The sequence below is a fragment of the Variovorax sp. 679 genome (genome assembly GCF_003952185.1).
Classification (GTDB): Bacteria; Pseudomonadota; Gammaproteobacteria; order Burkholderiales; family Burkholderiaceae_C; genus Variovorax.
This window is the reverse complement of the sequence record NZ_RXFS01000011.1, coordinates 136700-163454: the sequence shown is the minus strand read 5'-3', so window position 1 is coordinate 163454 and position 26755 is coordinate 136700. Positions and strand designations below refer to the sequence as shown.

Here is a 26755-nt window from a genome sequence, read left to right as displayed (position 1 = left end):
CTTCGACCCGATCAATAGAGCTGTTTCGGCGCCGAGGCCTTCCAGCTTCGGCTGATGCGGCCCTGGCTGTCGATGCTTTCAAGGTGCACGTCGAAGCCCCAGAGCCGCGCGACGTGCTTGAGCACTTCTTCCGCCGTGTCGTGCAGCGGCAGGTTGTTGCGCTGCGTGTGACGCAGCGTCAGCGAACGGTCGCCGCGCGTGGCCACGTTCCACACCTGGATGTCGGGCTCGCGGCTGCTGATGTCGTACTGGCGTGACAGCGATTCGCGCAGCGCGTGATAGCCGCTGTCGTCGTGGATGGCGGACACCTCCAGCTCCGATTCGCTCTGGAAGTCGCGGATCGAGAACAGGCGGAAGTCGCGCATCGTCTTCGGGCTCAGGAACTGGCCGATGAAGCTCTCGTCCTTGAAGTTGCGCATTGCGTAGTCGAGCGTGCGCAGCCAGTCGGTGCCGGCGAAGTCGGGGAACCAGCGGCGGTCTTCCTCGGTCGGCTTCTCGCAGATGCGGCGCAGGTCGGTGTACATCGCGAAGCCCAGCGCGTACGGATTGATGCCGCTGTAGGCGCGGTGCCCCACCGGCGGCTGGAAGATCACGCCGGTGTGCGAACTGAGCCATTCCATCATGAAGCCGTCGGCCAGCTGGCCGCGGTCGTACATGGTGTTGAGCAGCGTGTAGTGCCAGAAGGTGGCCCAGCCTTCGTTCATGACCTGGGTCTGGCGCTGCGGGTAGAAGTACTGCGCGATCTTGCGCACGATGCGCACCACCTCGCGCTGCCACGGCTCGAGCAGCGCGGCGTTCTTCTCGATGAAGTAGAGCAGGTTCTCCTGGGGCTCGGCCGGAAATCGCTTCGACGCATCGGCTTCGGCTGCCTGCTCGCTCTTGCGCGGCAGAGTGCGCCATAGGTCGTTCACCTGCTGCTGCATGTGGCGCTCGCGCTCGGCGCGCTGCGCGCTTTCCTGCGCCAGCGAACGCTTCTGCGGGCGGCGATAGCGGTCGACGCCATAGTTCATCAGCGCGTGGCAGGAGTCGAGCAGTTCTTCCACCGCGTCGAGGCCGTGGCGCTCCTCGCATTCGGCGATGTAGTGCCGCGCGTACACGAGGTAGTCGATGATGGACGAGGCGTCGGTCCACATCCGGAACAGGTAGTTGCCCTTGAAGAAGCTGTTGTGGCCGTAGGCCGCATGCGCGATCACCAGGGCCTGCATGGCCATGGTGTTCTCTTCCATCAGGTAGGCGATGCACGGATCGGAGTTGATGACGATCTCGTACGCCAGCCCCATGTGGCCGCGCTTGTAGTTCTTCTCGGTCGAGATGAACTGTTTGCCGTACGACCAGTGGCGGTAGATCATGGGCATGCCCACGCTGGCGTAGGCGTCCATCATCTGCTCGGCCGTGATGACTTCGAGCTGGTTCGCGTACACGTCGAGACCGTAGCCCCTGGCGGTCTTCGCTATCTCGGTGTGGTACGTCTCGATGAGCTCGAAGGTCCAGTCGGACGGGCTGGGCAGGCGCTCCAGCCGGGGCAGGCTGGCGGCGGGCGGAGGAGCGGAAATGACGGTGTTCATGACGTGACCCCCTCCTTCTTGAACAGGTCGCGGAAAACCGGATAGATGTCTTGAGCGTCGGACACCTTGCGCATGGCGAAGTTGGGCTCGACGCCTTCGAGCTGCTGGTATTCCTGCCACAGGTTCTGCTCGGTCTCGGCAACCTGCACGTAGGCGTAGTAGCGCACCACCGGCAGGATGTTGTCGACCAGCAGCTCGCGGCAGCGGCCGCTGTCCTGGTGCCAGTTGTCACCGTCGCTGGCCTGCGCGCCGTACACGTTCCACTCCCCGCTGGGGTAGCGGGCCTTGATGATCTCGTCCATCAGCACCAGCGCGCTCGACACCACGGTGCCGCCGGTCTCGGTGGCATGGAAGAACTCTTCTTCCGTCACCTCCTGCGCCTGCGTATGGTGCCGCAGGAAGACGAGGTCGATCTTCTCGTAGTGCCGCGTGAGGAACATGTACAGCAGCATGAAGAAGCGCTTGGCCATGTCCTTGCGCGCCTCGTCCATGGAGCCCGAAACGTCCATCAGGCAGAACATCACGGCCTTGGCGCTGGGCACCGGCGTCTTCACGCGGTTGCGGTAGCGCAGGTCGATGGGGTCGATGTAGGGCACGTGCCGCATGGTGCGGCGCAGCTCGGCAATGTGCTCTTCGGTCTCGCGGATTTCCTTCTGGATGAAGGGCTGGTCGGCCTGCGGATGCCGCTTCAGGCTTTCGAGGTGCGCCTCCAGGCGCTTGAGTTCCTTGCGCGGTTCGCCGCCCAGCGCGATGCGACGGGCCAGCGCGCCGCGCATCGAGCGCACCACGTGCAGGTTGTTGGGCGAGCCGTCGCTGGTGAAGCCGGCGCGGTGGCTCTTCCATTCGGGCACGTCGGCGATCTGCGTGCGGATGAGGTGCGGCAGCGCGAGGTCGTCGAAGAAGACGCGCATGAATTCCTCGCGCGTGAGGCGGAAGACGAAGTCGTCCTCGCCTTCGCCGCTGTCGCTGGCTTCTCCGCTGCCCGAGCCGCCGCTGCCGCCGCCTTCGGGGCGCTTGATGCGGTCGCCCTTCAGGTACTCCTGGTTGCCAGGGTGCACGTATTCACGGTCGCCGCCTCGGGCGTGGCCGAATACGGGCTCGGACACGTCGTGGCGCGGCAGGGTCACATCTTCGCCTTGCTCCAGTTCGCGGATGTTGCGGCCGCTGACGGCGCGCCTCACCGCTTCCTGGATCTGCCCCTTGTAGCGCCTGAGGAAGCGCTCACGGTTGCCAATGGACTTGTTCTTGCCCGATAGCCGGCGGTCGATGATCTGCTGCAGGATGGCCACGATGTTGTCAACGCTCCTTGCAAAGAGAAAACGAACGGGAAGGCGCTTTTTCTATGAACTCTTGCGCACCCGCAGATACCACTCGCAAAGCAGGCGAACCTGCTTGGACGTGTAGCCCTTCTCGACCATGCGGGTCACGAAGTCCTCGTGCTTCTTCTGTTCGTCGGCGCTGCTCTTGGTGTTGAAGCTGATCACCGGCAGGAGCTCTTCGGTGTTGGAGAACATCTTCTTCTCGATCACCGAGCGCAGCTTCTCGTAGCTGGTCCACGCCGGGTTGCGCCCCGCGTTGCCGGCGCGTGCGCGCAGCACGAAGTTGACGATCTCGTTGCGGAAGTCCTTCGGGTTGCCGATGCCGGCGGGCCGTTCGATCTTCTCGAGTTCGGCGTTGAGCGAGGCGCGGTCGAAGACTTCGCCGGTGTCGACATCGCGGAACTCCTGGTCCTGGATCCAGTAGTCGGCGTAGGTGACGTAGCGGTCGAAGATGTTCTGGCCGTACTCGCTGTAGCTCTCGAGGTACGCAGTCTGGATCTCCTTGCCGATGAACTCGGCATAGCGCGGCGCCAGCAGCTCCTTGATGTAGCTGATGTACTTCTGCTCGACCTCCGGCTGGAACTGCTCGCGCTCGATCTGCTGTTCAAGCACGTACATCAGGTGCACCGGGTTGGCGGCCACCTCGGAGCTGTCGAAGTTGAAGACCTTCGAGATGATCTTGAAGGCGAAGCGCGTGGAGACGCCGCTCATGCCTTCGTCGACGCCCGCGTAATCGCGGTACTCCTGGATCGACTTGGCCTTGGGGTCGGTGTCCTTGAGGTTCTCGCCGTCGTACACCTGCATCTTGCTGAAGGTGCTGGAGTTCTCGGGCTCCTTCAGGCGCGTGAGCACCGAGAGCTGGGCCATCATGCGCAGGGTGCCGGGGGCGCAGGGCGCCTTGGCCAGCGACGAGTTGCGCACCAGCTTCTCGTAGATCTTGATTTCTTCCGAGGCGCGCAGGCAGTAGGGCACCTTGACGATGTAGATCCGGTCGAGGAAAGCCTCGTTGTTCTTGTTGTTGCGGAAGGCCTTCCACTCGCTCTCGTTGCTGTGCGCGAGCACGATGCCGTCGAAGGGGATGGCGCCGAAGCCCTCGGTGCCCTTGAAGTTGCTTTCCTGCGTGGCCGTCAGCAGCGGGTGCAGCACCTTGATGGGCGCCTTGAACATTTCCACGAACTCCAGCAGCCCCTGGTTGGCCAGGCACAGGCCACCGGAGTAGGAGTAGGCGTCGGGGTCGTCCTGGGCGAAGGTCTCGAGCTTGCGGATGTCGACCTTGCCGACCAGCGAGGAGATGTCCTGGTTGTTCTCGTCGCCGGGCTCGGTCTTGGCGACAGCGATCTGCCGTAGCACCGACGGGTAGCGCTTGACCACCTTGAACTGGCGGATGTCGCCGCCGTACTCCTCGAGCCGCTTGACGGCCCAGGGCGAGAGAATCCGGTTCAGGTAGCGGCTCGGGATGCCGTATTCCTTTTCAAGGATCTCGCCGTCCTCGATCGTATCGAAGAGGCCGAGAGGGGATTCGTTCACCGGCGAGCCCTGGATGGCGTAGAAGGGCACGTGCTCCATGAGCTGCTTCAGGCGCTCCGCGATCGAGCTCTTGCCGCCGCCCACCGGACCCAGCAGGTAAAGGATTTGCTTCTTTTCTTCCAGCCCCTGCGCGGCGTGGCGGAAATAGGACACCACCTGTTCTATGGCGTCTTCCATGCCATAGAACTCCTTGAACGCCGGATAGATCTTGATGACCTTGTTCGCGAAGATGCGCGAAAGCCGGGGGTCGTTGCGGGTGTCGACCAGCTGGGGCTCCCCGATGGCCTTGAGCATGCGCTCGGAGGCCGTGGCGTAGGCCATGGGATCGCGCTTGCAGATGTCCAGGTAATCCTGCAGCGAGATGACTTCCTCGCGGGTTCGCTCGTAGCGGGCGGCAAAGTTGCTGATCACATCCATGGTCACGCCTCCTTCAGGTCGATGGGCTTTTGGCCCGATGGCGTGCAGCAAAGGCGTTGCGCAACATTAAAAGGTGTGCCTGCCCATGGCTGCATGCCGCGGAAAACTCCCTTACAACAATCTGCTAACAATCAGCATAAAGCAAAGATTGAACCCGGCAAATCATTTGTTAATTCAGAACCATGCTGACAAGTAAAGTTCCACAAAAAACAAGGAACAAATTTCCGGATTTCAGGTAAATTCAAAGGCTCGCTTTTTTGATTTTCTCCGGGTGAAAACATCTATGCCGAATGGCCATCGTCCGTTTTTGCCTTTTCTCCGGGAAAAAATCGCCTATTGAGCTTCGAGGCTCAAAAAAGAGACGTCTCCTGCTGCAATAACGCGCCATCTGCCGTTCGGTTTATTGCTCAGCCAAAAAAATATAAAAGCAATCCTCGCGCCACTTTTGGATGGGCGGCTTGCATGAACTGGAGCGGGTGACTGGCCTGCTTGCGAGCCGGCATGTCTCTCGATGGTGCGGAATGCACAGACTGCGTGCTTGCGGAGGGGCTTGGAGGTCCGTGTGCACCAGAATGATGATCCCGAAATGACAAAAGGCCGCAGTGCGGCCCTTGTCGGAGGTGGGTGCGCCCACCGCGAATGAAGTCTCCGGTGCTACACCTCAGGCGGGAAGAGGAGCCATGCATCGCGCCGGCGCCCGACTGAACAAGTGTTCGGCCCTTGGGCTTCCCCTTGCTGCACGTCTTTGGTGCCCGCCGATCCCGCTCAGCTGAAGAATTCCTTCGCCTTGTCGAACCAGCCCTTGTCGGTGGGGCTGTGCTTCTCGCCGCCCTTCTTCAGCGACTCGTCGAGTTCCTTGAGCAGCTTGCGCTGGAACTCGGTGAGCTTCACTGGCGTCTCGACGCGCACGTGGCAATACAGGTCGCCCGGATAGCTCGAGTTCACGCCCTTGATGCCCTTGCCGCGCAGGCGGAACTGCTTGCCGCTCTGCGTGCCTTCGGGGATGTCGATGGCGGCAGCGCCCTTGAGCGTGGGCACGTTGATCTCGCCCCCGAGGGCCGCGGTGGTCACGCTCACGGGCACCACGCAGTGCAGGTTGTCGCCGTCGCGCTCGAAGATGTCGTGCTTCTTGAGCCGGATCTCGATGTACAGGTCGCCCGGCGGGCCGCCGTTGACGCCGGGCTCGCCGCTGCCCGTCACGCGCATGCGCTGGCCGTCGTCGATGCCCGCGCGGATCTTCACTTCGAGCGTCTTGTTGCGCTTGATCTTGCCCTGGCCATGGCACGAGGTGCAGGGCTCGGGAACGATCTTGCCGCTGCCGTGGCAGGTGGGGCAGGTCTGCTGCACGCTGAAGAAGCCCTGGCGCATCTGCACCGCGCCGGCGCCGTGGCAGGTCGTGCAGGTGATGGGCTTGGTGCCGGGCTTCGCGCCCGAGCCGTGGCAGGTTTCGCACTCGTCCCAGGTGGGGATGCGGATCTCGGTGGTCTTGCCTTCCGCGGCTTCCTCGAGCGTGATCTCCATCGCGTAGCTGAGGTCGCTGCCGCGGAAGACCTGCCGGCCGCCGCCCGCGCGTCCGCGTCCGCCGCCGAACACGTCGCCGAAGATGTCGCCGAAGGCTTCCGCAAAGCCGCCGAAGCCTTCGGCGCCCGGGCCGCCGCGCATGTTGGGGTCGACGCCGGCATGGCCGTACTGGTCGTAGGCCGCGCGCTTCTGTCCGTCGGACAGCATTTCGTAGGCTTCCTTCACCTCCTTGAACTTGGCCTCGGCCTCCTTCGAGGTGTCGCCGTGGTTGCGGTCGGGGTGGTGCTTCATCGCGAGCTTGCGATAAGCCTTCTTGATTTCTTCCTCGCTCGCGTTCTTGGGGACGCCGAGGGTTTCGTAGTAGTCGCGTTTGGTGGCCATGGCAGGTCGATCGGGAGATCAGGGAAGCAGCGGGAACTCGGGTAGCTTGAAGCGAGAAAGGCTGGAGCACCTTTTCAGGTGTTCCAGCCTTGTCCAGGGGACTGAGGATCAGCCCTTCTTGACTTCCTTCACTTCGGCGTCGACCACGTTGTCGTCGGCCTGTGCATGCGCAGCAGCTTCCGCGCCACCCGCGCCGGTTGCAGCAGATGCGCCGGCGGCGGCAGCCTGCGATTCGGCATACATCTTCTCGCCGAGCTTCTGGCTTGCGGTCATCAGCGTGTTGGTCTTTTCCTCGATCGCGGCCTTGTCTTCACCCTTGAGGGCTTCTTCCAGGTCCTTGATCGCGGCTTCGATCGCGTCCTTCTCGGCGGCTTCGAGGCTTGCACCATGTTCGCCCAGCGACTTCTTCACGCTGTGCACCATGGCTTCGCCCTGGTTGCGCGCCTGCACGATCTCGAGCTTCTTCTTGTCGTCGGCCGCGTTCAGCTCGGCGTCCTTCACCATCTTCTGGATCTCGTCTTCGCTCAAGCCCGAGTTCGCCTTGATGGTGATCTTGTTTTCCTTGCCGGTGCCCTTGTCCTTCGCGCCGACGTGCAGGATGCCGTTGGCGTCGATGTCGAAGCTCACCTCGATCTGCGGCGTGCCGCGCGATGCCGGCGGAATGCCTTCGAGGTTGAATTCGCCCAGCAGCTTGTTGCCCGAGGCGATCTCGCGTTCGCCCTGGAACACCTTGATGGTCACGGCCGGCTGGTTGTCTTCGGCGGTCGAGAAGGTCTGCGCGAACTTCGTCGGGATGGTCGTGTTCTTGGCGATCATCTTGGTCATCACGCCGCCCATGGTCTCGATGCCCAGCGACAGCGGGGTCACGTCGAGCAGCAGCACGTCCTTGCGGTCGCCCGAGAGCACCTGGCCCTGGATGGCGGCGCCGACGGCAACGGCTTCGTCGGGGTTCACGTCCTTGCGCGGTTCCTTGCCGAAGAAGGCCTTCACCTTTTCCTGCACCTTGGGCATGCGGGTCATGCCGCCGACCAGGATCACGTCGTTGATGTCGCCCACGCTGATGCCGGCATCCTTGATGGCCAGGCGGCAGGGAGCGATGGTGCGCTCGATCAGCTCGTCGACCAGGCTTTCGAGCTTGGCGCGGGTGAGCTTGATGTTCAGGTGCTTCGGACCCGTGGCATCGGCCGTGATGTACGGCAGGTTGATGTCGGTCTGCGCGCTGTTCGACAGCTCGATCTTGGCCTTTTCAGCGGCTTCCTTCAGGCGCTGCAGGGCCAGCACGTCCTTGCTCAGGTCGACGCCCTGTTCCTTTTTGAACTCGCCGATGATGTAGTCGATGATGCGCTGGTCGAAGTCTTCGCCGCCCAGGAAGGTGTCGCCGTTGGTCGACAGCACTTCGAACTGCTTCTCGCCGTCGACGTCCGCGATCTCGATGATCGACACGTCGAAGGTACCGCCGCCGAGGTCGTACACGGCGATCTTGCGGTCGGCCTTGTCCTGCTTGTCGAGGCCGAAGGCCAGGGCAGCGGCGGTGGGTTCGTTGATGATGCGCTTGACGTCGAGGCCCGCGATGCGGCCGGCGTCCTTGGTGGCCTGGCGCTGGGCGTCGTTGAAGTAGGCGGGCACCGTGATCACGGCTTCGTTGACGGTTTCGCCGAGGTAGTCTTCGGCGGTCTTCTTCATCTTGCGCAGGATGTCGGCGCTGACCTGCTGCGGGGCCATCTTCTTGCCGCGCACTTCGACCCATGCGTCGCCGTTGTCGGCCTTGGTGATGGTGTAGGGCATCAGGTCGATGTCCTTCTGGACTTCCTTCTCCTCGAACTTGCGGCCGATCAGGCGCTTGATCGCGTACAGCGTGTTCTTGGGGTTGGTGACTGCCTGGCGCTTGGCCGAGGCACCGACCAGCACTTCACCGTCTTCCTGGTACGCGACGATCGACGGCGTGGTGCGGGCACCTTCCGAGTTCTCGATCACACGCGTGGTGTTGCCTTCCATGATCGACACGCACGAGTTGGTGGTGCCGAGGTCGATGCCGATGATCTTTGCCATGTTCTTTACTCCTGAAAGCCTGAAAAATATGTTGTTATGAACTTGTGGATAACCCGTCGCGATTCAAGGCATGAAGCGGGGATTTCCTGTGGGAATCGTGTGTATCCGGGGGATTACTTCGGGGCGCTGACCGTGACCAGCGCCGGGCGCAGCACGCGGTCGTTGATGGTGTAGCCCTTCTGCAGCACGCTCACCACGGTGTTGGGTTCCTGGTCGGCGGGCACCATCGAGATGGCCTGGTGCTGGTGCGGGTCGAACTTCGTGCCGGGGGCGGGAGCCACTTCGATCACCTTGTTGCGTTCGAGCGCGCTCTTGAGCTGGCGCAGCGTGGCTTCGGCGCCTTCGCGGATCTGCTCGGGCGTGGCGTCCTTGATGGCCAGGCCGGCTTCCAGGCTGTCGGTCACGGGCAGCAGGCTTTCGGCGAAGGCCTCGACGGCGAACTTGCGGGCCTTGCTGACTTCCTCGTCGGCGCGGCGGCGGGCGTTCTGCACATCGGCCTGGGCGCGCAGGTACTGATCGGCAAGCTCGGCGTTCTTGGTCTGCAGCGCGGCGAGTTCGCCTTGGGCCACCGCCAGGGCGTCGAGCGCCTCGGCTTCATTGGCGAATTGCGCAGCCTCCAGTTCTTCGGGGCTGGGCTCGCCTTGCAGCATTTGAGAATTCTTCGCGGATTGTTGCGGGTCAGACATTTTTCAAGGAACCGGTACGGGCCGGAAAACAAACAACAGCCAGCCACATGGGGCTGGCTCAGGGCATTTCAAGCGAAAAAATGCGGCCGAAATGACCGTGGAGGCATGAAAAAGGCCCGAAAACGGGCCTTGGAGCCGTCGGGCCGAACGCTCAGTGGGCGTCCAGGAGCTCGACGTCGAACTTCAGGGTGGCGTTCGGGGGGATCACGCCGCCGGCGCCGCGGGCACCGTAGCCCAGCGATGCGGGAATGATCAGCGTGCGCTTGCCGCCGATCTTCATGCCGGCCACGCCTTCGTCCCAGCCCTTGATGACCTGGCCCGCGCCCAGCGAGAACGCGAAGGGGTCGTTGCGGTCGCGGCTGGAGTCGAACTTGGCGCCTTGCACGCCGTCGTTGTAGAGCCAGCCGGTGTAGTGCACGTGCACGTGGTGGCCGGCCTTGGCTTCGGCGCCGGTGCCGACTTCGGTGTCTTCGTATTGCAGGCCGGAGGGAGTGGTGGGCATGGGAAAAGCTCCTTGCGTCGATGTGAGATCAGTGGATCGAAGGCGCGGAGTTTACCGATGCCCGGCCGGCGGCCCTGCCGGCCGTCAGCTGTGGCTGGCGCCGTCGGCGGGTGGCGCGGGTGTCGCCGGGGCGTCGGCGGCGGGTGTCGTCACGGGCGCGGCCGGGGTGGCAGGCGACGCCGCGGCAGGGGGCGCAGCGGGTGCGGCAGGCGCCGTCGCCGCGGCTTTCTTGAGCTGGCCGAGCTGCCACTTGCCGGCAAAGGCCTGCAGGTCGGAGAGGCGCTTGAGCAGATCCTGCCCGCTGAGCGTGAGGCTGTAGCCGTCGCTGCCGTGGCCGACGATGCCGGCTTCGCGCAGTTCCTTGATGCGGGTGTTGAGCGTGTTGGGAGTGATGCCGCCCACGCTGTCCTGCAGGAGCCGGAAGGTCTGCGCGTGGCCGTCGCGCAGTGCCCAGAGCACGCGCAGTGCGTAGCGGGCTTCGAGCAGGGCCAGCAACTGGCTGACGGCTGCGTTTTCCTTGGTACTCATCGACATCATCTCCTCGAAGCTGGGCGGGCCGTCGACCTGTGGGGCAGGGCGACGCCTCGCGTTCTTGTGGTTGGTATGAACCGTCTCGTTGGCCGGCGACTATATCGCAATCGATGAGGATGCTACTAGTTTTGTAGCTGTCAAGGCAAGCTACATGCGGGTTGTGAGACAAAGCCTCACAAATTGGCGTAATCGGCCATGGCTTCGCCCAACCGGATTGCGCGGCCTGGCGACCACTCCGGATTGAAAGCCAGCGCGGGCGCCGGGAACAGCATGACGACGGTGGAGCCCAGCAAGAAACGGCCCATCTCGTCGCCCTTGCGGATGTCAATCTGCTGGTCGGCGTAGTGCCACTCGCGCAGTTCACCCACCCGCGGCGGATTGACCACGCCGTGCCACACGGTGGCCATGCTGCCGACGATGGTGGCGCCCACCAGCACCAGCACGAAGGGGCCGCGCGCCGATTCGAAGACGCACACCACGCGCTCGTTGCGCGCGAAGAGCCCGGGCACGCCGCGCGCCGTCGTCGGGTTCACCGAGAACAGGTCGCCCGGCACGTGGATCATGCGCACCAGCCGCCCGTCGCAGGGCATGTGGATGCGGTGGTAGTCCTTGGGGCTCAGGTAGAGCGTGGCGAAGCTGCCGTGCGCGAACTTCGCGGCCAGCGCGGCGTCGCCGCCGACCAGCGCGGTGGTCGTGTAGTTGTGGCCCTTGGCTTGGAAGATCTGGTCGCCCTGGATCGCGCCGAACTGGCTGATCGCGCCGTCCACCGGGCAGACCAGGTCGGCCAGCGCGAGCGGGCGCGCGCCGGGCTTGAGCTCGCGCGTGAAGAACTGGTTGAAGCTCTTGTAGTGGCTGATGTCCGATTCGAGCGCCTCGCCCATGTCCACGCCGTACTTGGCTACGAAGCGCCGGATGATCCACGTCGTCACGGCGCCTCGTTCCTTGCCCGCGACCCAGCCGGCGAAATTGGTCAGGGCCTGCTTGGGGAACAGGTATTGGGGCAGTACGGCAGAGCGGTCGGACACGTGGGGAGGATCTGGAAAGCGGATCGGAGGGGCATTCTATAAAGGGCTTTTCCGCCGGGGCGTAGGAAGCTTCCCTTGGTTCCCCGGCCCGCTCCGCCCATTCCGCCGGTTGGGCGGATCAGTCCGGCTTGATTCCCGCCGCCTTGATCACCTGCGCCCATTTCTCCACCTCGGCCTTCTGGAAGGCCGCGATCTGCGTGGTGCTCAGGTCGGCCGGCTCCATGCCGAAGCCCTTGAGCTTGTCCTGCATCTCGGGCGTAGCGAGGATCTTGCGGATCTCGGTGTGCAGCCGGTCGACCACCGGCGCGGGCGTGTGCGCGGGCACGAAGATCGCCTGCCACGACACCACCTCGAAGTCCTGCAGCCCCGGCACGCCCGACTCGGCCACCGTCGGCACGTCGGGCATCGAGGCCAGCCGCTTCGACGAGGTGACCGCGATCGCGCGCAGCTTGCCGCTCTGGATATGCGGGCCGGCCACCACGGTGGTGTCGAACATCATGTCGACCTGCCCGCCGATCACGTCCTGGATCGCCGGGCCGCTGCCCTTGTACGGAATGTGCGTGAACTTCACGCCCGACTTGTAGGCCAGCAGTTCCAGCGCCAGGTGCTGCGAGGTACCTGTGCCGGCCGAGGCCGACGAGAGGCCGCCCGCCTTGCCCTTGCTGGCCGCGATCACGTCCTTCAGCGTCTTGTACGGGCTTGCCTGGTTCACCACCAGCACCACCGGGTTGGTGCCGATCAGCGTCACCGGCGCGAACGACTTCTGCGGGTCGTAGCCGAGCTTCGGGTACAGGCTGATGTTGATCGCGTGCGAGCTGATCGTGCCGCCCACCAGCGTGAAGCCGTCGGGCGCGGCGCGCGCGCCGATCTCGGAGCCCACGCTGCCGCCGGCGCCGCCCCTGTTGTCGATGATCACAGTGGTGCCCAGCACCGGGCCGAGCTTCTGCCCGATCAGCCGGCCCAGCACGTCGGTGGTGCCGCCCGCCGGGAAGGGCACGAGATACGTGATGGGCTTGCCCGTGGGCCAGTTGCCACCGCCCTGCGCGAAGGCGGCGGGAAGACCGGCGGCGAGCGAAGAGGCGAGGGCGGTGCGGATGAGGGTGCGGCGTTGCATGCGAAGTCTCCTGTTGATGTGGTGCGTGGTGCGTGGTGCGGTGCGGGCCCCTCAGGGCATGTCGACGATCTCGATCCAGTTCGGGTTCTTGCCCACCTCCAGGCGCTGGGGCTTGCCCAGCGCGCCGGTGGCGGTGTCGATGGCGTAGAGCGCAATGCCGTTCGATTCCTGCCCAGCCGCGATCAGGTAGCGACCGGTGGAGTCGATGGCGAAGCCGCGCGGACCCTTCTCGGTCGGCGTCTGGCCGAGCGGCTGCAGCTGCCCGGTGGCGGCATCGACCTTGAATGCGGAGAGCGTGCTCGACGTGCGCTCCGATGCGTAGAGAAAGCGCCCGTCGGGCGTCAGGTGCAGGTCGGCGGCCCAGGGCTTGCCGGTGAAGCCGGCGGGCAGCGTGGTCGTGCTCTGCTCGAGCTTGAGCGTGCCGCGCGCGGCGTCCCACGCGAACACGTGCAGTGCGGCGTCGAGTTCGTCGAGCAGGTAGACGTGGCGCTGCGCCTTGTCCCAGGTGAAGTGGCGCGGGCCCGACTTCGCGGCGGTGGTGGTCAGCGGCGGGTCGTTGGGCGAGAGCAGTCCTTTCTCCGCATCGAAGCGCCAGCTCGACACGTGGTCGCCGCCCAGGCTGGTGGCGAGCACGAAGCGGTTGCTTGCGTCCGCATGAATGGCGTGCGCGTTGGGCGCCGTCTGGATCAGCTGGTGCACGGCGCCCACTGTGCCGTCCTTGCCGATGCCGTTGACCGTGATCTTCCCGCCCTGGTACGAGGCCGCGAAAAGCCACTTGCCGCTCGCATCGAGGTCGATGTTGGCCATGCTGTCGGCCAGCGGCGCCTCGCCGAGCTTCTGCAGCTTTCCGGTGGCGCCGTCGATCGACAGCGCGGTCACGCGAAACGGCTGCGAACGCAGCGCGGCGTACAGCACGCGCTTGTCGCGGCTCACCACCATCGGCATCACCGTGCCGCCGACATTCAGCGTCTGCACCGGCTTGAGCGAGCCCTGGCTGCGGTCGAGCTCGAGCACCGAGATTTCCTGGCTGTCGGCGTTCGACACGTAGACCCAGGTGGCGGCCGATGCGGGCACGGCCGCGGCCAGCCACAGCAGCGATGCGATGGTCGTCTTCTTCATGGCTGCCGGCTCGCTCAGGGCTTGATGCCCAGCTTGGTGATGAGCTGCTTGAAGTACTCGTTGTCCTTCGCCAGCGTTTCCTTGAACGTCGCACCGTCGGTGTAGACGTAGCCCAGGTTCTGCTTGTCCATCACCTCGCGCAGCAGCGGTTCCTTCGCGGTCTTCGCGGCGATGTCGCGCAGCCTGGCCATCACTTCGGGCGGCGTGTTCTTCGGCGCGCCGAGGCCGCGCCAGGTGCCGATCGAGATGTCGATGCCGCGCTCCTTGGCGGTGGGCACCTTGTCGAAGGCGGGCAGGCGCTTGTCGGCCATCACCATCAGCATCTTGAGCTTGCCGGCCTGCACGTAGGTCGAGACCTCGGCGGGGCTCACGGCCACCGCGTCGACGTGGCCGCCCATCAGCGCCAGCACGGCGGGGTTCGCGCCCTGGAAGGGGATGTGGTTGAACTTCGCGCCCGTCTTGTCCTCGAGCGCCGAGGCTGCCAGGTGCCAGATCGAGCCCGTGCCCGAGTTGCCCACGCCCATCTCGCCCGGCTTCTTCTTCGCCGCGGCGATGAATTCCTCGATGGTGTTGTAGGGCGAGTCGGCCTTTACCGTGATGGCGGCCGGGTCTGCGTTGAGCTGCGCGATGGGCTGGAAGTCGTCGTAGTTGAACTTGGCCAGGCCCAGGTGCGGCAGCGTCAGCAGCTCGACGGTGAGCACCGCGAGCTTGTAGCCATCGGGCTTGGCGTGGATCACCTCGTTCCAGCCGATGGCGCCGCCCGCGCCGGGGCGGTTGACGATCACGATGCTCTCGGACATGTGCTTGCGGCTCGCGTCGGCGAAGGCGCGCGCCAGTGCATCGGTTCCGCCGCCTGGCTGGTAGGGCACGACCAGCTCCACCACGTGGTTGGGATAGTCGTTGCCGGCGGCCTGGGCGGCGGGTGCCGCGGCGCCGAAGGCAATGCAGGCCGCGCCCGTGAGGGCCGCGAGCTTGCGCAGGAATCGGATCGTCATCTTCTTTGTCTCCGTTGTGGTTTGCGTTTGCTGGAAAGGTATTCGGCAGCTGGAGGTTCAGGGCATGTACTGCCCGCCGTTCACCTCGATCACCTGCCCGGTGACGTAGCCCGAGAGCTGTTCCGAGGCGAGGTACAGGAATGCGCCCACGCATTCCTCGGGCTCGCCGATGCGGCCCATCGGAATGCTGGCGCGGAAGTTCTCCAGCATCGCGGGTGTCGAGAAGCGGTCCTGGAAAGGCGTCTGGATGACGCCCGGCGCCACCGCGTTCACGCGGATGCGGTCGCCCACCAGCTCCTTCGCGAGCCCGTGTGTCGCCGTGCTCACGAAGCCCTTGGAGCCCGCGTACAGGTAGGCGGACGGCCCGCCGCCGGTGCGCGCCGCGACCGAAGTCACGTTGATGATGTTGCCGCCGCCGCTCTTGCGCATCAGCGGAACCACCTCGCGGCAGAACGCGAGCACCGAGCGTGCGTTGATGTGCATCACCTCGTCGAACAGGGCGTCGTCGAACTCGGCGATCGGCACGCGCTTTACAAGGCTGCCGGCGTTGTTCACCAGCACGTCGATGCGGTCGCCGAACTGCGAAGCGGCCTGCTTCACGCAGTCGCGGATCGCGGCCGTGTCGCGCACGTCGGCCTTGAGCGCGAAGGCCGTGCCGCCAGCCGCGCGGATGGTGTCGACCACCCGGTTCGCTGCATCGGCGGAGCTGTTGTAGTGCACCGCCACGCGCATGCCGCGCGCGGCGAAGGCGATGGCCACCGCCGCGCCGATGCCGGTGCTGGCGCCGGTGACGAGCGCGGTCTTGTCCCTGAGATCTTCCATGAGAGGTTCCTTGGATGAAGAGGCTGGTCGACGAAAGAAATCAGCGCTGTGCCAGCGTGCGTGTGCGCCGCGGCCGTGCCTCCTCAGGTCACGGGCGCGGGGTTGAAGAGCACGAGCGCGTTGTGCAGCTTCCAGTGCTCGGCCCAGGTCTTCCTGCGGCCGCTGGCCACGTCGAGCATCAGGCGGAACATCTCCCAGCCGATGTCCTCGATGCTGGCTTCGCCGTCGGCGATGCGCCCCGCGTTCACGTCCATCAGGTCGTGCCAGCGGCGCGCGAGGTCGCTGCGCGTGGCGACCTTGATCACCGGCACCTCGGCCAGCCCGTAGGGCGTGCCGCGGCCGGTGGTGAACACATGCAGGTTGATGCCGGCGGCCAGCTGCAGCGTGCCGCAGATGAAGTCGCTGGCCGGCGTGGCGGTGTAGATCAGGCCCTTCTGCGTCGCCTTCTCGCCGGGGGCGAGCACGCCGCTGATGGGCGCCGAGCCCGACTTGACGATGGAGCCCATCGCCTTCTCGACGATGTTCGACAGCCCGCCCTTCTTGTTGCCCGGCGTGGTGTTGGCGCTGCGGTCGACGAGGCCCTTCTTCAGGTAGGCGTCGTACCAGGCCATCTCGCGGATCATGGCCTCGGCCACCTCGGGCGTGGATGCGCGCGAGGTGAGCTGGTCGATTCCGTCGCGCACCTCGGTGGTTTCCGAGAACATCACGGTGGCGCCCGCGCGTACCAGCAGGTCGGTGCAGAAGCCCACGGCGGGGTTGGCGGTGACGCCCGAGAAGGCATCGCTGCCGCCGCACTGCACGCCCACCACCAGTTCGCTGGCGGGCACGGTCTCGCGCTTGCGGGCGTTGAGGCGGGCAAGGTGCTCCTCGGCCTGGCGCATGACCGAATCGATCATCGACATGAAGCCGACGTGTGCGTCGTCCTGCAGGCAGACCACGTCGAGTTCGGCGTCGCCCCCGGCCTCGCCGCGCTTGTCGACGATGGGAATGCTCCCCGGCGGCAGCAGCCGCTCGGGCTGCAGCTTCTCGCAGCCCAGGCTCACCACCATCACCTCGCCGCCGAAGTTCGGGTTGAGGCTGATGTTGCGCAGCGTGCGGATCGGCACGATGGCATCGGGCGCGTCGATGGCCACGCCGCAGCCGTAGGTGTGCTCCAGCGCCACCACGTCGTCGACGTTCGGGTACTTCGGCAGCAGCTCGGCCTTGATGCGCTGCACCGCGAACTCGGTGACGCCCGCTACGCACTGCACTGTCTGCGTGATCGCCAGGATGTTGCGCGTGCCCACCGAACCGTCGGCGTTGCGGTAGCCCTCGAAGGTGTAGCCCTCCAGCGGCGGCAGGGCAGGGGGCTTGACCGTGGCGATGGGCAGGCCGTCGAGCTCGGGCGCGGTCGGCATGCGCATCACGCGCTCGTGCACCCAGCTGCCGCGCGGCAGTGCCTTCAGCGCGTAGCCGATCACCACGTCGTAGCGGCGGATGGCGTCGCCTTCGGCCAGGTCGACCAGCGCGACCTTGTGGCCCTGGGGAACGTTGTCCACCAGCGCGAGGCCGTCGGCGAACACCGCGCCTGCCTTCAGGCCGCCATCGTTCGCGACGATGGCGACGTTGTCCGCCGCATGGATGCGGATGTAGAGCGGTGGGCGGGTGGTCTCGGTCATCGCGGGTTCTTCCTTGCTTTGCTTACTTCACCACCATGAACATGCTGGGCAGCCACGTGGAGAAAGCCGGCACGAAGGTGACCACCGCCAGAGCGAAGATCAGCGCGCCGTAGAACGGCCAGATGGTGCGCATCACCGTTCCCACCGACACACCGCCGATCGCGCAGCCGACGAACTGCGTCGTGCCCACGGGCGGCGTGTTCAGGCCCAGCGCGCAGTTGATGAGCATCACGATGCCGAACTGCACCGAAGTCATGCCGTATTGCTGCGCGATGGGCAGGAAGATCGGCGTGCACAGCAGGATGGTGGCCGCCATGTCCAGGAAGGTGCCCAGCACGAACAGGATGATGTTGATGAGCAGGAAGATCACCCACGGCGTGCTCGTCACCTGCGACAGCATCTGGCCCGTGAGCTCGGCCACGCCGTACAGGCTGATGAGGTAGCCGAAGGTGCTGGAGATGCCGATCAGCAGCAGGATCACGCCGGTGGTGCGCACCGCCTTCGAGGCGGCCTTGATGAAGTGTTCCCACTTCAGCGTGCGGTACACGAAGATCGTGAGGCCCAGGGCGTAGAGCACCGCTACTGCCGCCGATTCGGTCGCGGTGAAGATGCCCGACAGGATGCCGCCCAGGATCAGCAGCACCACGAACAGACCCGGCAGCGCGGCTGCGAACGAGCGCCCCACGATGGCCCAGCCGGGGAAGGTGCCGGCCGGGTAGCCGCGCTTCACCGCCACCAGGTAGGCGGCCACGAGGTTGCTGACGGTGAGCACCGCCGCCGGCAGCAGGGCAGCCAGGATCAGCGCCGCGATCGACACCTTGCCGCCCGCGGCCAGCGAATAGATGATGAGGTTGTGGCTGGTCGGCATCAGCGCACCGACCAATGCCGCGTGGGTCGTCACGTTGACTGCGTAGTCGGCGTGGTAGCCCTCCTTCTTCATCATCGGGATCATCACGGCGCCCATGGCCGAGACGTCCGCCACGGGCGAACCCGAGACGCCCCCGAACAGCGTGCAGGCCACCACGTTCGACATGCCGAGGCCGCCGCGCACGTGGCCCACCAGGTCGCGCGCCAGATTGACGATGCGGTCGGCGATGCCGCCGTAGAGCATCAGCTCGCCGGCGAAGATGAAGAACGGGATGGCGAGGAACGAGAAGATGCCCATGCCGGAGGTCATCTGCTGGAAGCCGACCGCCAGCGGCAGGCCTTCATAGAGCAGCGTGGCCAGGGCCGACAGGCCGATGGAAAAGGCAACCGGCACGCCCAGCAGCAGGAAGAGCGTGAACGAGATGCAGAGAATGAGGAGAGGAATGGTCATGTTTCGGCCGCCTCGGCGCGGACTGGGGCGCTATGGACTGTTCGGGGAATGCCGCGGAACCGGCTTTGCCGGGCCGCAGGCATTGCCCCCTGCAAGGGGGTGGGAGAAGCGACACGAAGTGCGCGGAGCCTGGGGGTGTGCATCGTCATGCCCAGGCAGGTTCGACTTCGCGGCCTTGGGCCAAAGCGATGATGTGTTCGATGGAGAACATCACGATGAGGACGCCCGACACGGCGGCGGGCACGTACTTCCAGCCTTCGGAGATCCAGAGCGTGGGCAATCTGTAGTCCCACACCGATTCGGCGAGCGAGGCGCAGTTCCAGGCCATGGCAACGCCGAACAGCAGGATCAGTGCGTGGATGAGGTATTCCATCTTCAGCCGCAGCCAGTCGGGCGCGAGGACGAGGAAGGATTCGAGCCCGATGTGGCCCGCGTCGCGCACGCCCACGGCCACGCCGAGCATGGTGACGTAGAGCACGAGCAGCAGCGCGAGGCTTTCGGCCCAGGTAGGGGTGTTGTTGAGCACGTAGCGGCCGAACACCTGCCAGCTCACGGCGCAGATCACCGCGACGAGGCCCAGGATGCCCAACCACATGCATGCACGCGCGAGGGTGCGGCAAAGTTTGGTGTACATGTCTTTCCGTTCAAAAAGCAAGCCGCTCTTTCGCTAAACACCGAGGAACCGGCTTTGCCGGCCCTCAGGTGTTGCCCCGGTAGGGGGGCGGCTACACGAAGTGAGCAAGCCTGGGGGCGAGCCTTATTTCGTTTCTTGCACGCGCTTGACCAGATCCTTGAGCTTCGCGTCGGTGATGAACTTGTCGTACACCGGCTTCATCGCCGCCTGGAACGGAGCCTTGTCGACTTCGATGATCTCGGCGCCGCCGGCCTTCACCGTGGCCAGCGACTTCACTTCGCGTTCTTCCCACTGCTTGCGCATGTAGGGCACCGATTCCTTGGCGGCCTGGCGGATCCAGCCCTGCTCTTCGGCGGAGAGCTTGTCCCACGCGCGCTTGGAGAACAGCAGCATCTCGGGAGCCATCGAGTGCTCGGTCTTGCTGTAGTACTTGGCCACTTCGAAGGCGCGTGCGCTTTCGTACGTGGGGTAGTTGTTCTCGGCGGCGTCGATCAGGCCGGTCTTGAGACCCGTGTAGACCTCGCCCATGGGCATCGGCGTGGCGTTGGCGCCCATGGCCTCGAGCATCGACACCCACAGGTCGGACTGCTGCACGCGAACCTTCAGGCCCTTCATGTCGGCGAAATTGCGCACCGGCTTCTTGGCCGTGAACATCGAGCGCGCGCCGCTGTCGTAGTAGGCGAGGCCGATGAAGCCCTGCTTCTCGCACGACTTCAGGATCTCCTCGCCGATCGGGCCGTCGAGCACCTTGTGCAGATGCTCGACCGAGCGGAACAGGAAGGGCATGGTCGGCACCTGCGTCTCGGCGCAGATGTTGTTCATGGGCGCGATGTTCACGCGCACCATCTGCAGCGCGCCGATCTTGGTCTGCTCGATCGTGTCCTTCTCGCTGCCGAGCGAACTGTTGTTGAACACCTTGATGCTGTGCTTGCCGCCCGACAGCGCCTTCAGGCGCTCGCTCATGAACTTCACGGCGGTCACGGTGGGGTAGTCGTCGGGGTGGATGTCGGCCGAACGGAACTCGGTGGCGTGTGCAGCCATGGTGGTCAGCGCGGCTGCTGCGCACGCGGAAAGTGCGATCAGTGTCTTCTTGGCGAATTTCATTTGTCTCTTCCTCTGCTTGGTGGTTGTTGAAAAAGGGTCAGGTGCCGAAGGCCGGTTCGGGAACTCCTTGCGCGCCGGGCCGCAGCGCGAACACACCGCCGGCCAGCGGCTGGTCCGACAGGTCGATGCCGCCGGGGCGGATCGAGGTGACGAACAGGGTGTCGAGCGAAGGGCCGCCGAAGGCGCACATGGCGGGCTTCTTCACCGGCACTTCGAGCGAGCGGTCGAGCCGGCCTTCGGGCGTGAAGCGGTGCAACAGCCCGGCGTCGTTGCCGCAGATCCAGTAGCAGCCGTCGGTGTCCATGGCCGCGCCGTCGGGGCGGCCGGGCAGGGGCTTCATGTCGATGAAGAGGCGGCGGTTGCCTGGCGTGCCGGTTTCCGTGTCGTAGTCGAAGGCCCAGACGGCCTGCACGGTGGGATGCGAATCCGAGAGGTACATCGTGCGGCCGTCGGGGCTGAAGGCGAGGCCGTTGGGCACGATGAAGTCATCGAGGCGCTGGCTTGCCTTGCTGTAGCCCTTGCCGTAGCTGTAGAGGCGACCGACGCGCGCGCCTGCCGCCATGTCGAGCAGCATGGTGCCGGCCCAGAAGCGCCCCTGCCTGTCGCAGCGGCCGTCGTTGAAGCGCATCGCGGGCGCAGCGTGTTCCACCTGCGCGAGCGAGGTGGCGGCGAGCGTGCCGTCGGCCTGCGGCTTCAGCGAGAACAGGCCGCTTTCCATGCCGGCGATCCACTCGCCGGGGGCGTCGGCGCGCGGTGCGATGCAGGCGATCATTTCGTCGGCCTTCCACTGTGCGTGGCCTTCGCTCGCGTGCCAGCGGTTCAGCGCGCGGGCCGGAATGTCGACCCAGTACAGCGCCTGCTGCGCGGCATGCCACACCGGGCTTTCGCCGGTGCCGTTGCGCGCGTCGAGGACGAGTTCAGCTTGCATCGCCTGAGTCGCCGAATGGGCCCTGTGCGGTGAAGGCGCCGCCCTGGTAGATGGCGTTCGGGTCGGTGGGGGCCAGGGGAGGCTGCTGCTCGACCTTGTCGCGGAACACTTCGGAACTGTCCTGCGGCACGAAGCCCAGATGCGCGGCCGCGCTGTTGTCCCACCACACGTCGCGGTTGTTCGACATGCCGTAGACGATCGTGTGCTTCACGTCGGGCGTGAACAGCGACTTCTCGATCAGCGAAGTCAGGTCGCGGTAGCTGAGCCAGGTGCTCATCATCCGGCGGTTGGCCGGCTCGGGGAACGAGGAGCCTATGCGGATGCTCACCGTCTCGATGCCCCAGCGGTCGAAGTAGAACTGGGCCATGTCCTCGCCGAAGGACTTCGACAGGCCGTAATAGCCGTCTGGCCGGCGCGCGGCGTGCGCGTCGATTTGCTCGCTCTGCTTGTAGAAGCCGATCACGTGGTTGGAGCTGGCGAACACCACGCGCTTCACGCCGTGGCGGCGCGCGGCCTCGTAGACGTTGAAGATGCCCTTGATGTTGGCCTCGAGGATTTCCTCGAACGGCCGCTCGACCGACACGCCGCCCAGGTGGACGATGGCGTCGCAGCCTTCCAGCAGCGCATGCACCGCGGCCTTGTCGGAAAGATCGCAGGGCACGACTTCTTCGTGCGCATCGGCGGCCGGCGAAAGCGAGGCGATGTCCGAAAGGCGCAGCACGTTCGCGAAGGGCTTGAGCCGCTCGCGCAGCACCTTGCCGAGTCCGCCGGCCGCGCCGGTCAGGAGGAGGCGGTTCATCTTGTTGTTGTCTGTCATGGTTGCCCGTCCTTGCGCGCAGGAGTCATGGTTTTCGAGGGGCTGCCGCCACGGCGTACTTCCTGAAGCGGCCGGTACGATGCCGACGGAGCGAAGTTGAAGGGGCGCTGCATGTCGGTGTCGTGAAGACCGGAAAACCGCCGGCGGATTCGCCTGCAGCTCCTGGGAGTTGAGTGATAAGTTATCTGTTGTCGTACAACTAGTTTGGAGATTATCATCGTGGCCATGGTTCAGTCGACTGCGGGTAATCCCTTGCTGGCGGAGGCACCGGCGGAAGAGGCTTCCGTCGGTGCCTCCGCGGGCGTCGCTTCTTCATTCGTGGGGCGGCCGCGCCAGCGCGCGCGGGGTCTTGCCCACGGGCTGGTGGAAGACCTCGGCGACAAGATCCGCAGCCAGTCGCTGCGGCCGGGCGACAAGCTGCCGACCGAGTCGGCCATCATGCAGGCCTACGGCGTGAGCCGCACCGTGGTGCGCGAGGCGCTGTCGAAGCTGCAGGCCGCCGGGCTGGTCGAGACGCTGCACGGCGTGGGCACCTTCGTGCTTCAGCCGCGCACGGGCGGGGTGTTCCGCCTCGATCCTGGCGAGATCGCCGCCTCGGTCGACGTGCTGGCCGTGCTGGAGCTGCGCATCAGCCTGGAGACTGAATCGGCCGGGCTCGCCGCGAGCCGCCGAACCGACGAGCAGCTTGTCGCCATGCGCCAGGCGCTCGACGACTTCGAGCGCAACGTGGTCGTGGCGGGCGACACCGTGGGGCCGGACTTCCGCTTTCACCTGCAGATCGCCGAGTCGACCGGCAACCCCTATTTCGCGGACATCATGCGGCACCTGGGCACCACGCTCATTCCGCGAACCCGCATCAGCGCCATCCGCACGCACGAGGGCGGGGCGCCTTACCTGAGCCGCGTCAACCGCGAGCACGAAGAGATCTACGCGGCCATCGCGCGGCGCGACCCCGAGTCGGCGCGCGCCGCCATGCGCATCCACCTGACCAACAGCCGCGAGCGGCTGCGCATGGCTCAGGAGGCCGCGCAGCAGAAGGCGAAGGCCGATGCCTCTACGGGCGCTGATGCGGCCGCGCCTTCGGCTGGCGGCGCCTCTTCTCCCTGAGTTTTTCTTGTCCCTCATGCTGGACAAGTTGTTTTTCTAGTTGTACGATGACTGATAACTTGTGCGCCAGGCCGCGCGAGTTGTGACGACCATCGAACAACAGGAGGCAGCAAGCATGATCATCAACCGACGCGGCGCGCTGGGGGCCGCTCTGGCCACGACGCTGGCCGCCAGCCTGCCTGTGCGCGCCTTCGCCCAGGGCACGCAGGGCGGCACCGGCAACTGGCCCTCGAAGCCGATCCGCATCATCGTTCCGTACCCACCGGGCGGTTCGTCCGACATCATTGCGCGCGCCATCAGCCAGCCGCTGTCCGAGGCGCTCGGCCAGTCGGTGATCATCGACAACCGCGCGGGCGCCAACGGCAACCTAGGCGCCGACCTGCTGGCCAAGGCGCCGGCCGACGGCTACTCGCTGATGCTGTGCGACCTCGGCGCGCTGGCCATCAGCCCGTCGCTGTACCCCAAGCTGCCTTTCGATCCGTCGAAGGACCTGCGCAGCGTGGCCATGCTGGCCTATTCGCCGCACCTGCTGGTGGTGCATCCCTCGGTGCAGGCGAGCACGCTGAAGGAGCTGGTCGAGCTCTCGAAGAAAAGCGATCTCAACTTTGCCGTCACCGCCAGCGGCAGCACCGCGCACCTCGCGGGCATCGAACTGCAGCGCCGCGTCGGTGCCAAGTGGGAATACGTGCCGTACAAGGGCGGCGTTCAGGCCGTGCTCGACACCGTGTCGGGCCAGACGCAGGTGCTGATGAACGGCATGCTCGCCACCTATCCGCAGGTGCAGGCCGGCAAGCTCAAGCTGATCGCGGTTTCCAAGGCCACGCGCATGCCCCTGATCGGCAGCGTGCCGACCATCGCGGAGCAGGGCGCGCCCGGCTACGAGTCGGGCACCTGGCAGGGCGTTGTCGCGGCGCGCGGCGTGCCCGACGCGGTGATCGCGCGGCTCAACCGCGAGCTGGTCCGCATCATCCGCACGCCCGACATCCGCGCCCGCCTTGCGGGGCAGGGCGCCGAGGTCGTGACCATGACTGCGCCGGAGCAGGACCAGTTCTTCGCCAAGGAGCGCGCGCGCTGGGCGCAAGTCATCAAGGAAGCCAACGTCAGGCTCGACTGACCGGCTGCCTCATTCCTCTTTTTCTTTTTTCAAAACATCACTGGACGTTCCCGATGAACCCCCAAGAACTCAAGACCATCATGGGCTCCGGCCTGCTCTCGTTCCCGCTGACCGACTTCGACAGCAACGGCGACTTCAACAAGAAGGGCTACGAGCAGCGCCTCGAATGGCTCGCTCCCTACGGCGCGAGCGCGCTGTTCGCGGCCGGCGGCACCGGCGAGTTCTTCTCGCTCACCGGCGACGAGTACCCCGGCATCATCAAGACAGCGGTCGACACCTGCCGCGGCGTGGTGCCGATCATCGCTGGCGCCGGCGGCCCCACGCGCTTCGCCATCCAGTGCGCGCAAGCCGCCGAGAAGGCCGGCGCGCACGGCATCCTGCTGCTGCCGCACTACCTCACCGAAGCCGGCCAGGAAGGCCTTGCAGCGCACGTCGATGCCGTGTGCAAGAGCGTGAAGTTCGGCGTGATCGTCTACAACCGCGCCACCAGCCGCCTGAAGCCCGACACGCTGGCCGCGCTGGCCGAGCGCAACCCCAACCTCGTCGGCTTCAAGGACGGCGTGGGCGACATCGAGGCCATGGTCGCCATCTACCAGAAGATGGGCGACCGCTTCGCCTACCTGGGCGGCCTGCCCACGGCGGAGGTCTACGCCGCTGCCTACAAGGCGATGGGCACGCCCGTGTATTCGTCGGCCGTCTTCAACTTCATTCCGAAGACCGCCATGGACTTCTACAAGGCCGTCGCCGCCGACGACCTGCCGACGCAGCACCGCCTGCTGAAGAACTTCTTCATGCCGTATCTCGAGCTGCGCAACCGCGTGCCGGGCTACGCAGTGAGCATCGTGAAGGCCGGCGCAAAGATCGTCGGCCACGACGCAGGCCCCGTGCGCGCGCCGCTCACCGACCTGAAGCCTGCCGAGATGGAGCAGCTCAAGGCGCTGATCGACGCGCTCGGCCCGCAGTAAGTCCATCGCGTCCGAACACCACCAACAACAACGGAGACAAGACGCCATGTTCCTCAAGAAGCTCTTCCTGGTCGCTGCTTCGGCCGCCCTGTTCTCGGCCTGCTCGGTGATGCCTGCCGGCAATGCCGCATCGGCCGCGCCCGAGGTTGCCGCCGCCGCCGAGCGCCTTCGCATCGCGATGATCGACCCCACCCCAGCAGCGCTCGGTGGGCTGGTGTCCGACGACCTCAGCTACGGCCACTCGGGCGGCAAGGTCGACACCAAGGCCAGCTTCATCGCCGACCTGCTCGACGGCAAATCCGACTTCGTGACCATCGCCATCACCGACCAGACCGTGAAGGTGGTCGACGGCAGCACCGCCATCGTGCGCCACACGCTCACTGCCGACACCAACGACTCGGGCAAGCCCGGCAAGGTGGCGCTGAAGATCCTCGGCGTGTGGCAGAAGCAGGGCGGCAGCTGGAAGCTGCTCGCGCGCCAGGCCGTGAGGATCTAGCGCGAATGAATAGGAGAGCACTTCTTGCGGCGGCCCTCGCGGCCGCTTCGACCGCGCTGCTGCCCCTGCATGCCACCGCACAGGGCGACGCATGGCCGCAGCAGAGGCCGGTGACGATCATCGTGCCGTTCCCGGCCGGCGGCTCCACCGACATGGTCGCGCGTGCCATCGCATTGCAGCTGCAGACCAAGCTCGGCGGCAGCTTCGTCGTCGACAACCGTCCTGGCGCCACCGGCACCATCGGCACGGGTCAGGTCAAGCGCGCGGCGCCCGACGGCTACACGCTGCTCGTGTCCTCGCTCGGCGCCTTCGTCGTCACGCCGCACCTGCAGAAGAGCGTGCCCTACGACGCGACGAAAGACTTCGACTACATCAGCGTGCCGGTGCAGGCGCCCAACGTGCTCGTCGCGAACGTCGCGCGGCCCGAGCACACGGTGGCCGATGTGCTGACATTGCTGCGCAAGACACCGGGCAAGGTCTCGTTCGCGAGTTCGGGCAACGGCTCGTCCGACCATCTCTCGGCCGAGCTCTTCTGGCAGCAGACCAAGACCGAAGGCGTGCATGTGCCTTACAAGGGCGGCGCACCGGCGGTCAACGACCTGCTGGGCAACCAGGTCGACTTCTCGTTCCAGAACGTGAATGCCGTGCTGCCGCACATTCGCGCTGGCAAGCTGCGCGCCATCGCAGTCACAGGCGACAAGCGTTCGCCCGTGCTGCCCGACGTGCCCACGCTCGCCGAGGCCGGGGTGAAAGGCGCCGAGGTTTATTCGTGGCAAGGCATGGCTGCGCCGAAGGGACTGCCGCCCGCCGTGAAGAAGAAGCTGAGCGACGCGGTCATTGCAGCGATGCAGGACCCCGAGACGAAGAAACGCATGCTCGACCAGGGCCTGGAAATCGTCGCCAGCACCCCCGAAGAATTCACCGCCTTCCAGTTGCGCGAATGGACGCGTTGGAAGACATTGATCGACACCCGCCACATCACCGCAGATTAATGGCACTCCCCCAGGCTTCGCGCACTTCGTGTCGCTTCGCCTACCCCCT

Annotated in this window: 23 protein-coding genes and 1 pseudogene; 5 read left to right on the top strand and 19 right to left on the bottom strand. The window is 65.6% G+C overall.

What is annotated here, in order from left to right:
• Positions 1-11 precede the first annotated feature (11 nt).
• From EJO71_RS26810 to EJO71_RS26715, 19 genes and pseudogenes are all read right to left on the bottom strand, one after another.
• On the bottom strand, positions 12-1565 hold the full coding sequence (locus EJO71_RS26810) for a SpoVR family protein (RefSeq protein WP_125951694.1): 1554 nt from the start codon (positions 1563-1565) through the stop codon (positions 12-14).
• Complete coding sequence (locus EJO71_RS26805) at positions 1562-2854, bottom strand: YeaH/YhbH family protein (RefSeq protein WP_125951693.1); 1293 nt, start codon at positions 2852-2854, stop codon at positions 1562-1564. The genes EJO71_RS26810 and EJO71_RS26805 overlap by 4 nt, the downstream gene beginning before the upstream one ends.
• A gap of 51 nt (positions 2855-2905) precedes the next feature.
• The gene (locus EJO71_RS26800) at positions 2906-4828 is read right to left on the bottom strand and encodes a PrkA family serine protein kinase (protein ID WP_125951692.1); all 1923 of its coding nucleotides are present in this window, start codon (positions 4826-4828) and stop codon (positions 2906-2908) included.
• Positions 4829-5593: 765 nt separating this feature from the next.
• Positions 5594-6730: a molecular chaperone DnaJ gene (gene dnaJ / locus EJO71_RS26795; protein WP_125951691.1), complete on the bottom strand. Its 1137-nt coding sequence runs from the start codon at positions 6728-6730 to the stop codon at positions 5594-5596.
• 108 nt (positions 6731-6838) lie between these two features.
• Positions 6839-8779, bottom strand: coding sequence for a molecular chaperone DnaK (gene dnaK, locus EJO71_RS26790; RefSeq protein WP_125951690.1), 1941 nt, complete (start codon positions 8777-8779; stop codon positions 6839-6841).
• 113 nt (positions 8780-8892) lie between these two features.
• Positions 8893-9465: a nucleotide exchange factor GrpE gene (gene grpE / locus EJO71_RS26785; RefSeq protein WP_125951689.1), complete on the bottom strand. Its 573-nt coding sequence runs from the start codon at positions 9463-9465 to the stop codon at positions 8893-8895.
• A 151-nt stretch (positions 9466-9616) separates the two neighbouring features.
• Entirely contained in the window at positions 9617-9967 is a 351-nt protein-coding gene (locus tag EJO71_RS26780) for an FKBP-type peptidyl-prolyl cis-trans isomerase (RefSeq protein WP_019655816.1), read from the bottom strand.
• Between the two features lie 246 nt (positions 9968-10213).
• Positions 10214-10495, bottom strand: a pseudogene (locus tag EJO71_RS35020) (winged helix-turn-helix transcriptional regulator); the annotation flags it as partial.
• Between the two features lie 176 nt (positions 10496-10671).
• Complete coding sequence (asd, locus tag EJO71_RS26770) at positions 10672-11523, bottom strand: archaetidylserine decarboxylase (protein WP_125951687.1); 852 nt, start codon at positions 11521-11523, stop codon at positions 10672-10674.
• 118 nt (positions 11524-11641) lie between these two features.
• Positions 11642-12637, bottom strand: coding sequence for a tripartite tricarboxylate transporter substrate binding protein (locus tag EJO71_RS26765; protein WP_125951686.1), 996 nt, complete (start codon positions 12635-12637; stop codon positions 11642-11644).
• A 51-nt stretch (positions 12638-12688) separates the two neighbouring features.
• Positions 12689-13756, bottom strand: a complete 1068-nt coding sequence (locus EJO71_RS26760) for a beta-propeller fold lactonase family protein (RefSeq protein WP_125951685.1) — start codon at positions 13754-13756, stop codon at positions 12689-12691.
• Between the two features lie 14 nt (positions 13757-13770).
• On the bottom strand, positions 13771-14751 hold the full coding sequence (locus EJO71_RS26755; protein WP_125951684.1) for a tripartite tricarboxylate transporter substrate binding protein: 981 nt from the start codon (positions 14749-14751) through the stop codon (positions 13771-13773).
• A 57-nt stretch (positions 14752-14808) separates the two neighbouring features.
• Positions 14809-15573: an SDR family NAD(P)-dependent oxidoreductase gene (locus EJO71_RS26750; RefSeq protein ID WP_125951683.1), complete on the bottom strand. Its 765-nt coding sequence runs from the start codon at positions 15571-15573 to the stop codon at positions 14809-14811.
• An 83-nt stretch (positions 15574-15656) separates the two neighbouring features.
• The gene (gene garD, locus EJO71_RS26745; RefSeq protein WP_125951682.1) at positions 15657-17231 is read right to left on the bottom strand and encodes a galactarate dehydratase; all 1575 of its coding nucleotides are present in this window, start codon (positions 17229-17231) and stop codon (positions 15657-15659) included.
• 22 nt (positions 17232-17253) lie between these two features.
• Entirely contained in the window at positions 17254-18549 is a 1296-nt protein-coding gene (locus EJO71_RS26740; protein WP_125951681.1) for a TRAP transporter large permease, read from the bottom strand.
• Positions 18550-18694: 145 nt separating this feature from the next.
• Positions 18695-19183 carry a TRAP transporter small permease gene (locus EJO71_RS26730; protein ID WP_125951680.1) on the bottom strand — a complete coding sequence of 163 codons (489 nt, stop codon included), beginning with the start codon at positions 19181-19183 and terminating at the stop codon, positions 18695-18697.
• A gap of 123 nt (positions 19184-19306) precedes the next feature.
• Positions 19307-20287 carry a TRAP transporter substrate-binding protein gene (locus EJO71_RS26725; protein WP_125951679.1) on the bottom strand — a complete coding sequence of 327 codons (981 nt, stop codon included), beginning with the start codon at positions 20285-20287 and terminating at the stop codon, positions 19307-19309.
• A 37-nt stretch (positions 20288-20324) separates the two neighbouring features.
• Positions 20325-21215, bottom strand: a complete 891-nt coding sequence (locus EJO71_RS26720) for an SMP-30/gluconolactonase/LRE family protein (RefSeq protein WP_125951678.1) — start codon at positions 21213-21215, stop codon at positions 20325-20327.
• The gene (locus EJO71_RS26715; protein WP_125951677.1) at positions 21205-22032 is read right to left on the bottom strand and encodes an NAD(P)-dependent oxidoreductase; all 828 of its coding nucleotides are present in this window, start codon (positions 22030-22032) and stop codon (positions 21205-21207) included. The genes EJO71_RS26720 and EJO71_RS26715 overlap by 11 nt, the downstream gene beginning before the upstream one ends.
• 225 nt (positions 22033-22257) lie before the next feature.
• Between EJO71_RS26715 and EJO71_RS26710 the strand changes: the two genes are divergently transcribed.
• The 5 genes from EJO71_RS26710 (at position 22258) to EJO71_RS26690 (ending at position 26706) form a co-directional block, all read left to right on the top strand.
• Complete coding sequence (locus EJO71_RS26710; RefSeq protein ID WP_125951676.1) at positions 22258-23139, top strand: FadR/GntR family transcriptional regulator; 882 nt, start codon at positions 22258-22260, stop codon at positions 23137-23139.
• A 115-nt stretch (positions 23140-23254) separates the two neighbouring features.
• Positions 23255-24253, top strand: a complete 999-nt coding sequence (locus tag EJO71_RS26705; protein ID WP_125951675.1) for a tripartite tricarboxylate transporter substrate binding protein — start codon at positions 23255-23257, stop codon at positions 24251-24253.
• 53 nt (positions 24254-24306) lie between these two features.
• Positions 24307-25218: a 5-dehydro-4-deoxyglucarate dehydratase gene (kdgD, locus tag EJO71_RS26700; protein WP_125951674.1), complete on the top strand. Its 912-nt coding sequence runs from the start codon at positions 24307-24309 to the stop codon at positions 25216-25218.
• A gap of 46 nt (positions 25219-25264) precedes the next feature.
• A complete protein-coding gene (locus tag EJO71_RS26695) occupies positions 25265-25714 on the top strand; it encodes a nuclear transport factor 2 family protein (protein ID WP_125951673.1) in 450 nt (149 codons plus the stop codon).
• 5 nt (positions 25715-25719) lie between these two features.
• Positions 25720-26706, top strand: a complete 987-nt coding sequence (locus tag EJO71_RS26690; protein ID WP_125951672.1) for a tripartite tricarboxylate transporter substrate binding protein — start codon at positions 25720-25722, stop codon at positions 26704-26706.
• The last annotated feature ends 49 nt before the right edge of the window (positions 26707-26755 follow it).

What these genes read in the sequence shown, in the direction of transcription:
- EJO71_RS26810 (WP_125951694.1), bottom strand. Translation starts at nt 1,565, where the DNA reads ATGAACACCGTCATTTCCGCTCCTCCGCCCGCCGCCAGCCTGCCCCGG.
- EJO71_RS26800 (WP_125951692.1), bottom strand. Translation starts at nt 4,828, where the DNA reads ATGGATGTGATCAGCAACTTTGCCGCCCGCTACGAGCGAACCCGCGAG.
- dnaJ (WP_125951691.1), bottom strand. Translation starts at nt 6,730, where the DNA reads ATGGCCACCAAACGCGACTACTACGAAACCCTCGGCGTCCCCAAGAAC.
- dnaK (WP_125951690.1), bottom strand. Translation starts at nt 8,779, where the DNA reads ATGGCAAAGATCATCGGCATCGACCTCGGCACCACCAACTCGTGCGTG.
- grpE (WP_125951689.1), bottom strand. Translation starts at nt 9,465, where the DNA reads ATGTCTGACCCGCAACAATCCGCGAAGAATTCTCAAATGCTGCAAGGC.
- EJO71_RS26780 (WP_019655816.1), bottom strand. Translation starts at nt 9,967, where the DNA reads ATGCCCACCACTCCCTCCGGCCTGCAATACGAAGACACCGAAGTCGGC.
- EJO71_RS26765 (WP_125951686.1), bottom strand. Translation starts at nt 12,637, where the DNA reads ATGCAACGCCGCACCCTCATCCGCACCGCCCTCGCCTCTTCGCTCGCC.
- EJO71_RS26760 (WP_125951685.1), bottom strand. Translation starts at nt 13,756, where the DNA reads ATGAAGAAGACGACCATCGCATCGCTGCTGTGGCTGGCCGCGGCCGTG.
- EJO71_RS26755 (WP_125951684.1), bottom strand. Translation starts at nt 14,751, where the DNA reads ATGACGATCCGATTCCTGCGCAAGCTCGCGGCCCTCACGGGCGCGGCC.
- EJO71_RS26750 (WP_125951683.1), bottom strand. Translation starts at nt 15,573, where the DNA reads ATGGAAGATCTCAGGGACAAGACCGCGCTCGTCACCGGCGCCAGCACC.
- garD (WP_125951682.1), bottom strand. Translation starts at nt 17,231, where the DNA reads ATGACCGAGACCACCCGCCCACCGCTCTACATCCGCATCCATGCGGCG.
- EJO71_RS26740 (WP_125951681.1), bottom strand. Translation starts at nt 18,549, where the DNA reads ATGACCATTCCTCTCCTCATTCTCTGCATCTCGTTCACGCTCTTCCTG.
- EJO71_RS26730 (WP_125951680.1), bottom strand. Translation starts at nt 19,183, where the DNA reads ATGTACACCAAACTTTGCCGCACCCTCGCGCGTGCATGCATGTGGTTG.
- EJO71_RS26725 (WP_125951679.1), bottom strand. Translation starts at nt 20,287, where the DNA reads ATGAAATTCGCCAAGAAGACACTGATCGCACTTTCCGCGTGCGCAGCA.
- EJO71_RS26720 (WP_125951678.1), bottom strand. Translation starts at nt 21,215, where the DNA reads ATGCAAGCTGAACTCGTCCTCGACGCGCGCAACGGCACCGGCGAAAGC.
- EJO71_RS26715 (WP_125951677.1), bottom strand. Translation starts at nt 22,032, where the DNA reads ATGACAGACAACAACAAGATGAACCGCCTCCTCCTGACCGGCGCGGCC.
- EJO71_RS26710 (WP_125951676.1), top strand. Translation starts at nt 22,258, where the DNA reads ATGGTTCAGTCGACTGCGGGTAATCCCTTGCTGGCGGAGGCACCGGCG.
- EJO71_RS26705 (WP_125951675.1), top strand. Translation starts at nt 23,255, where the DNA reads ATGATCATCAACCGACGCGGCGCGCTGGGGGCCGCTCTGGCCACGACG.
- kdgD (WP_125951674.1), top strand. Translation starts at nt 24,307, where the DNA reads ATGAACCCCCAAGAACTCAAGACCATCATGGGCTCCGGCCTGCTCTCG.
- EJO71_RS26695 (WP_125951673.1), top strand. Translation starts at nt 25,265, where the DNA reads ATGTTCCTCAAGAAGCTCTTCCTGGTCGCTGCTTCGGCCGCCCTGTTC.
- EJO71_RS26690 (WP_125951672.1), top strand. Translation starts at nt 25,720, where the DNA reads ATGAATAGGAGAGCACTTCTTGCGGCGGCCCTCGCGGCCGCTTCGACC.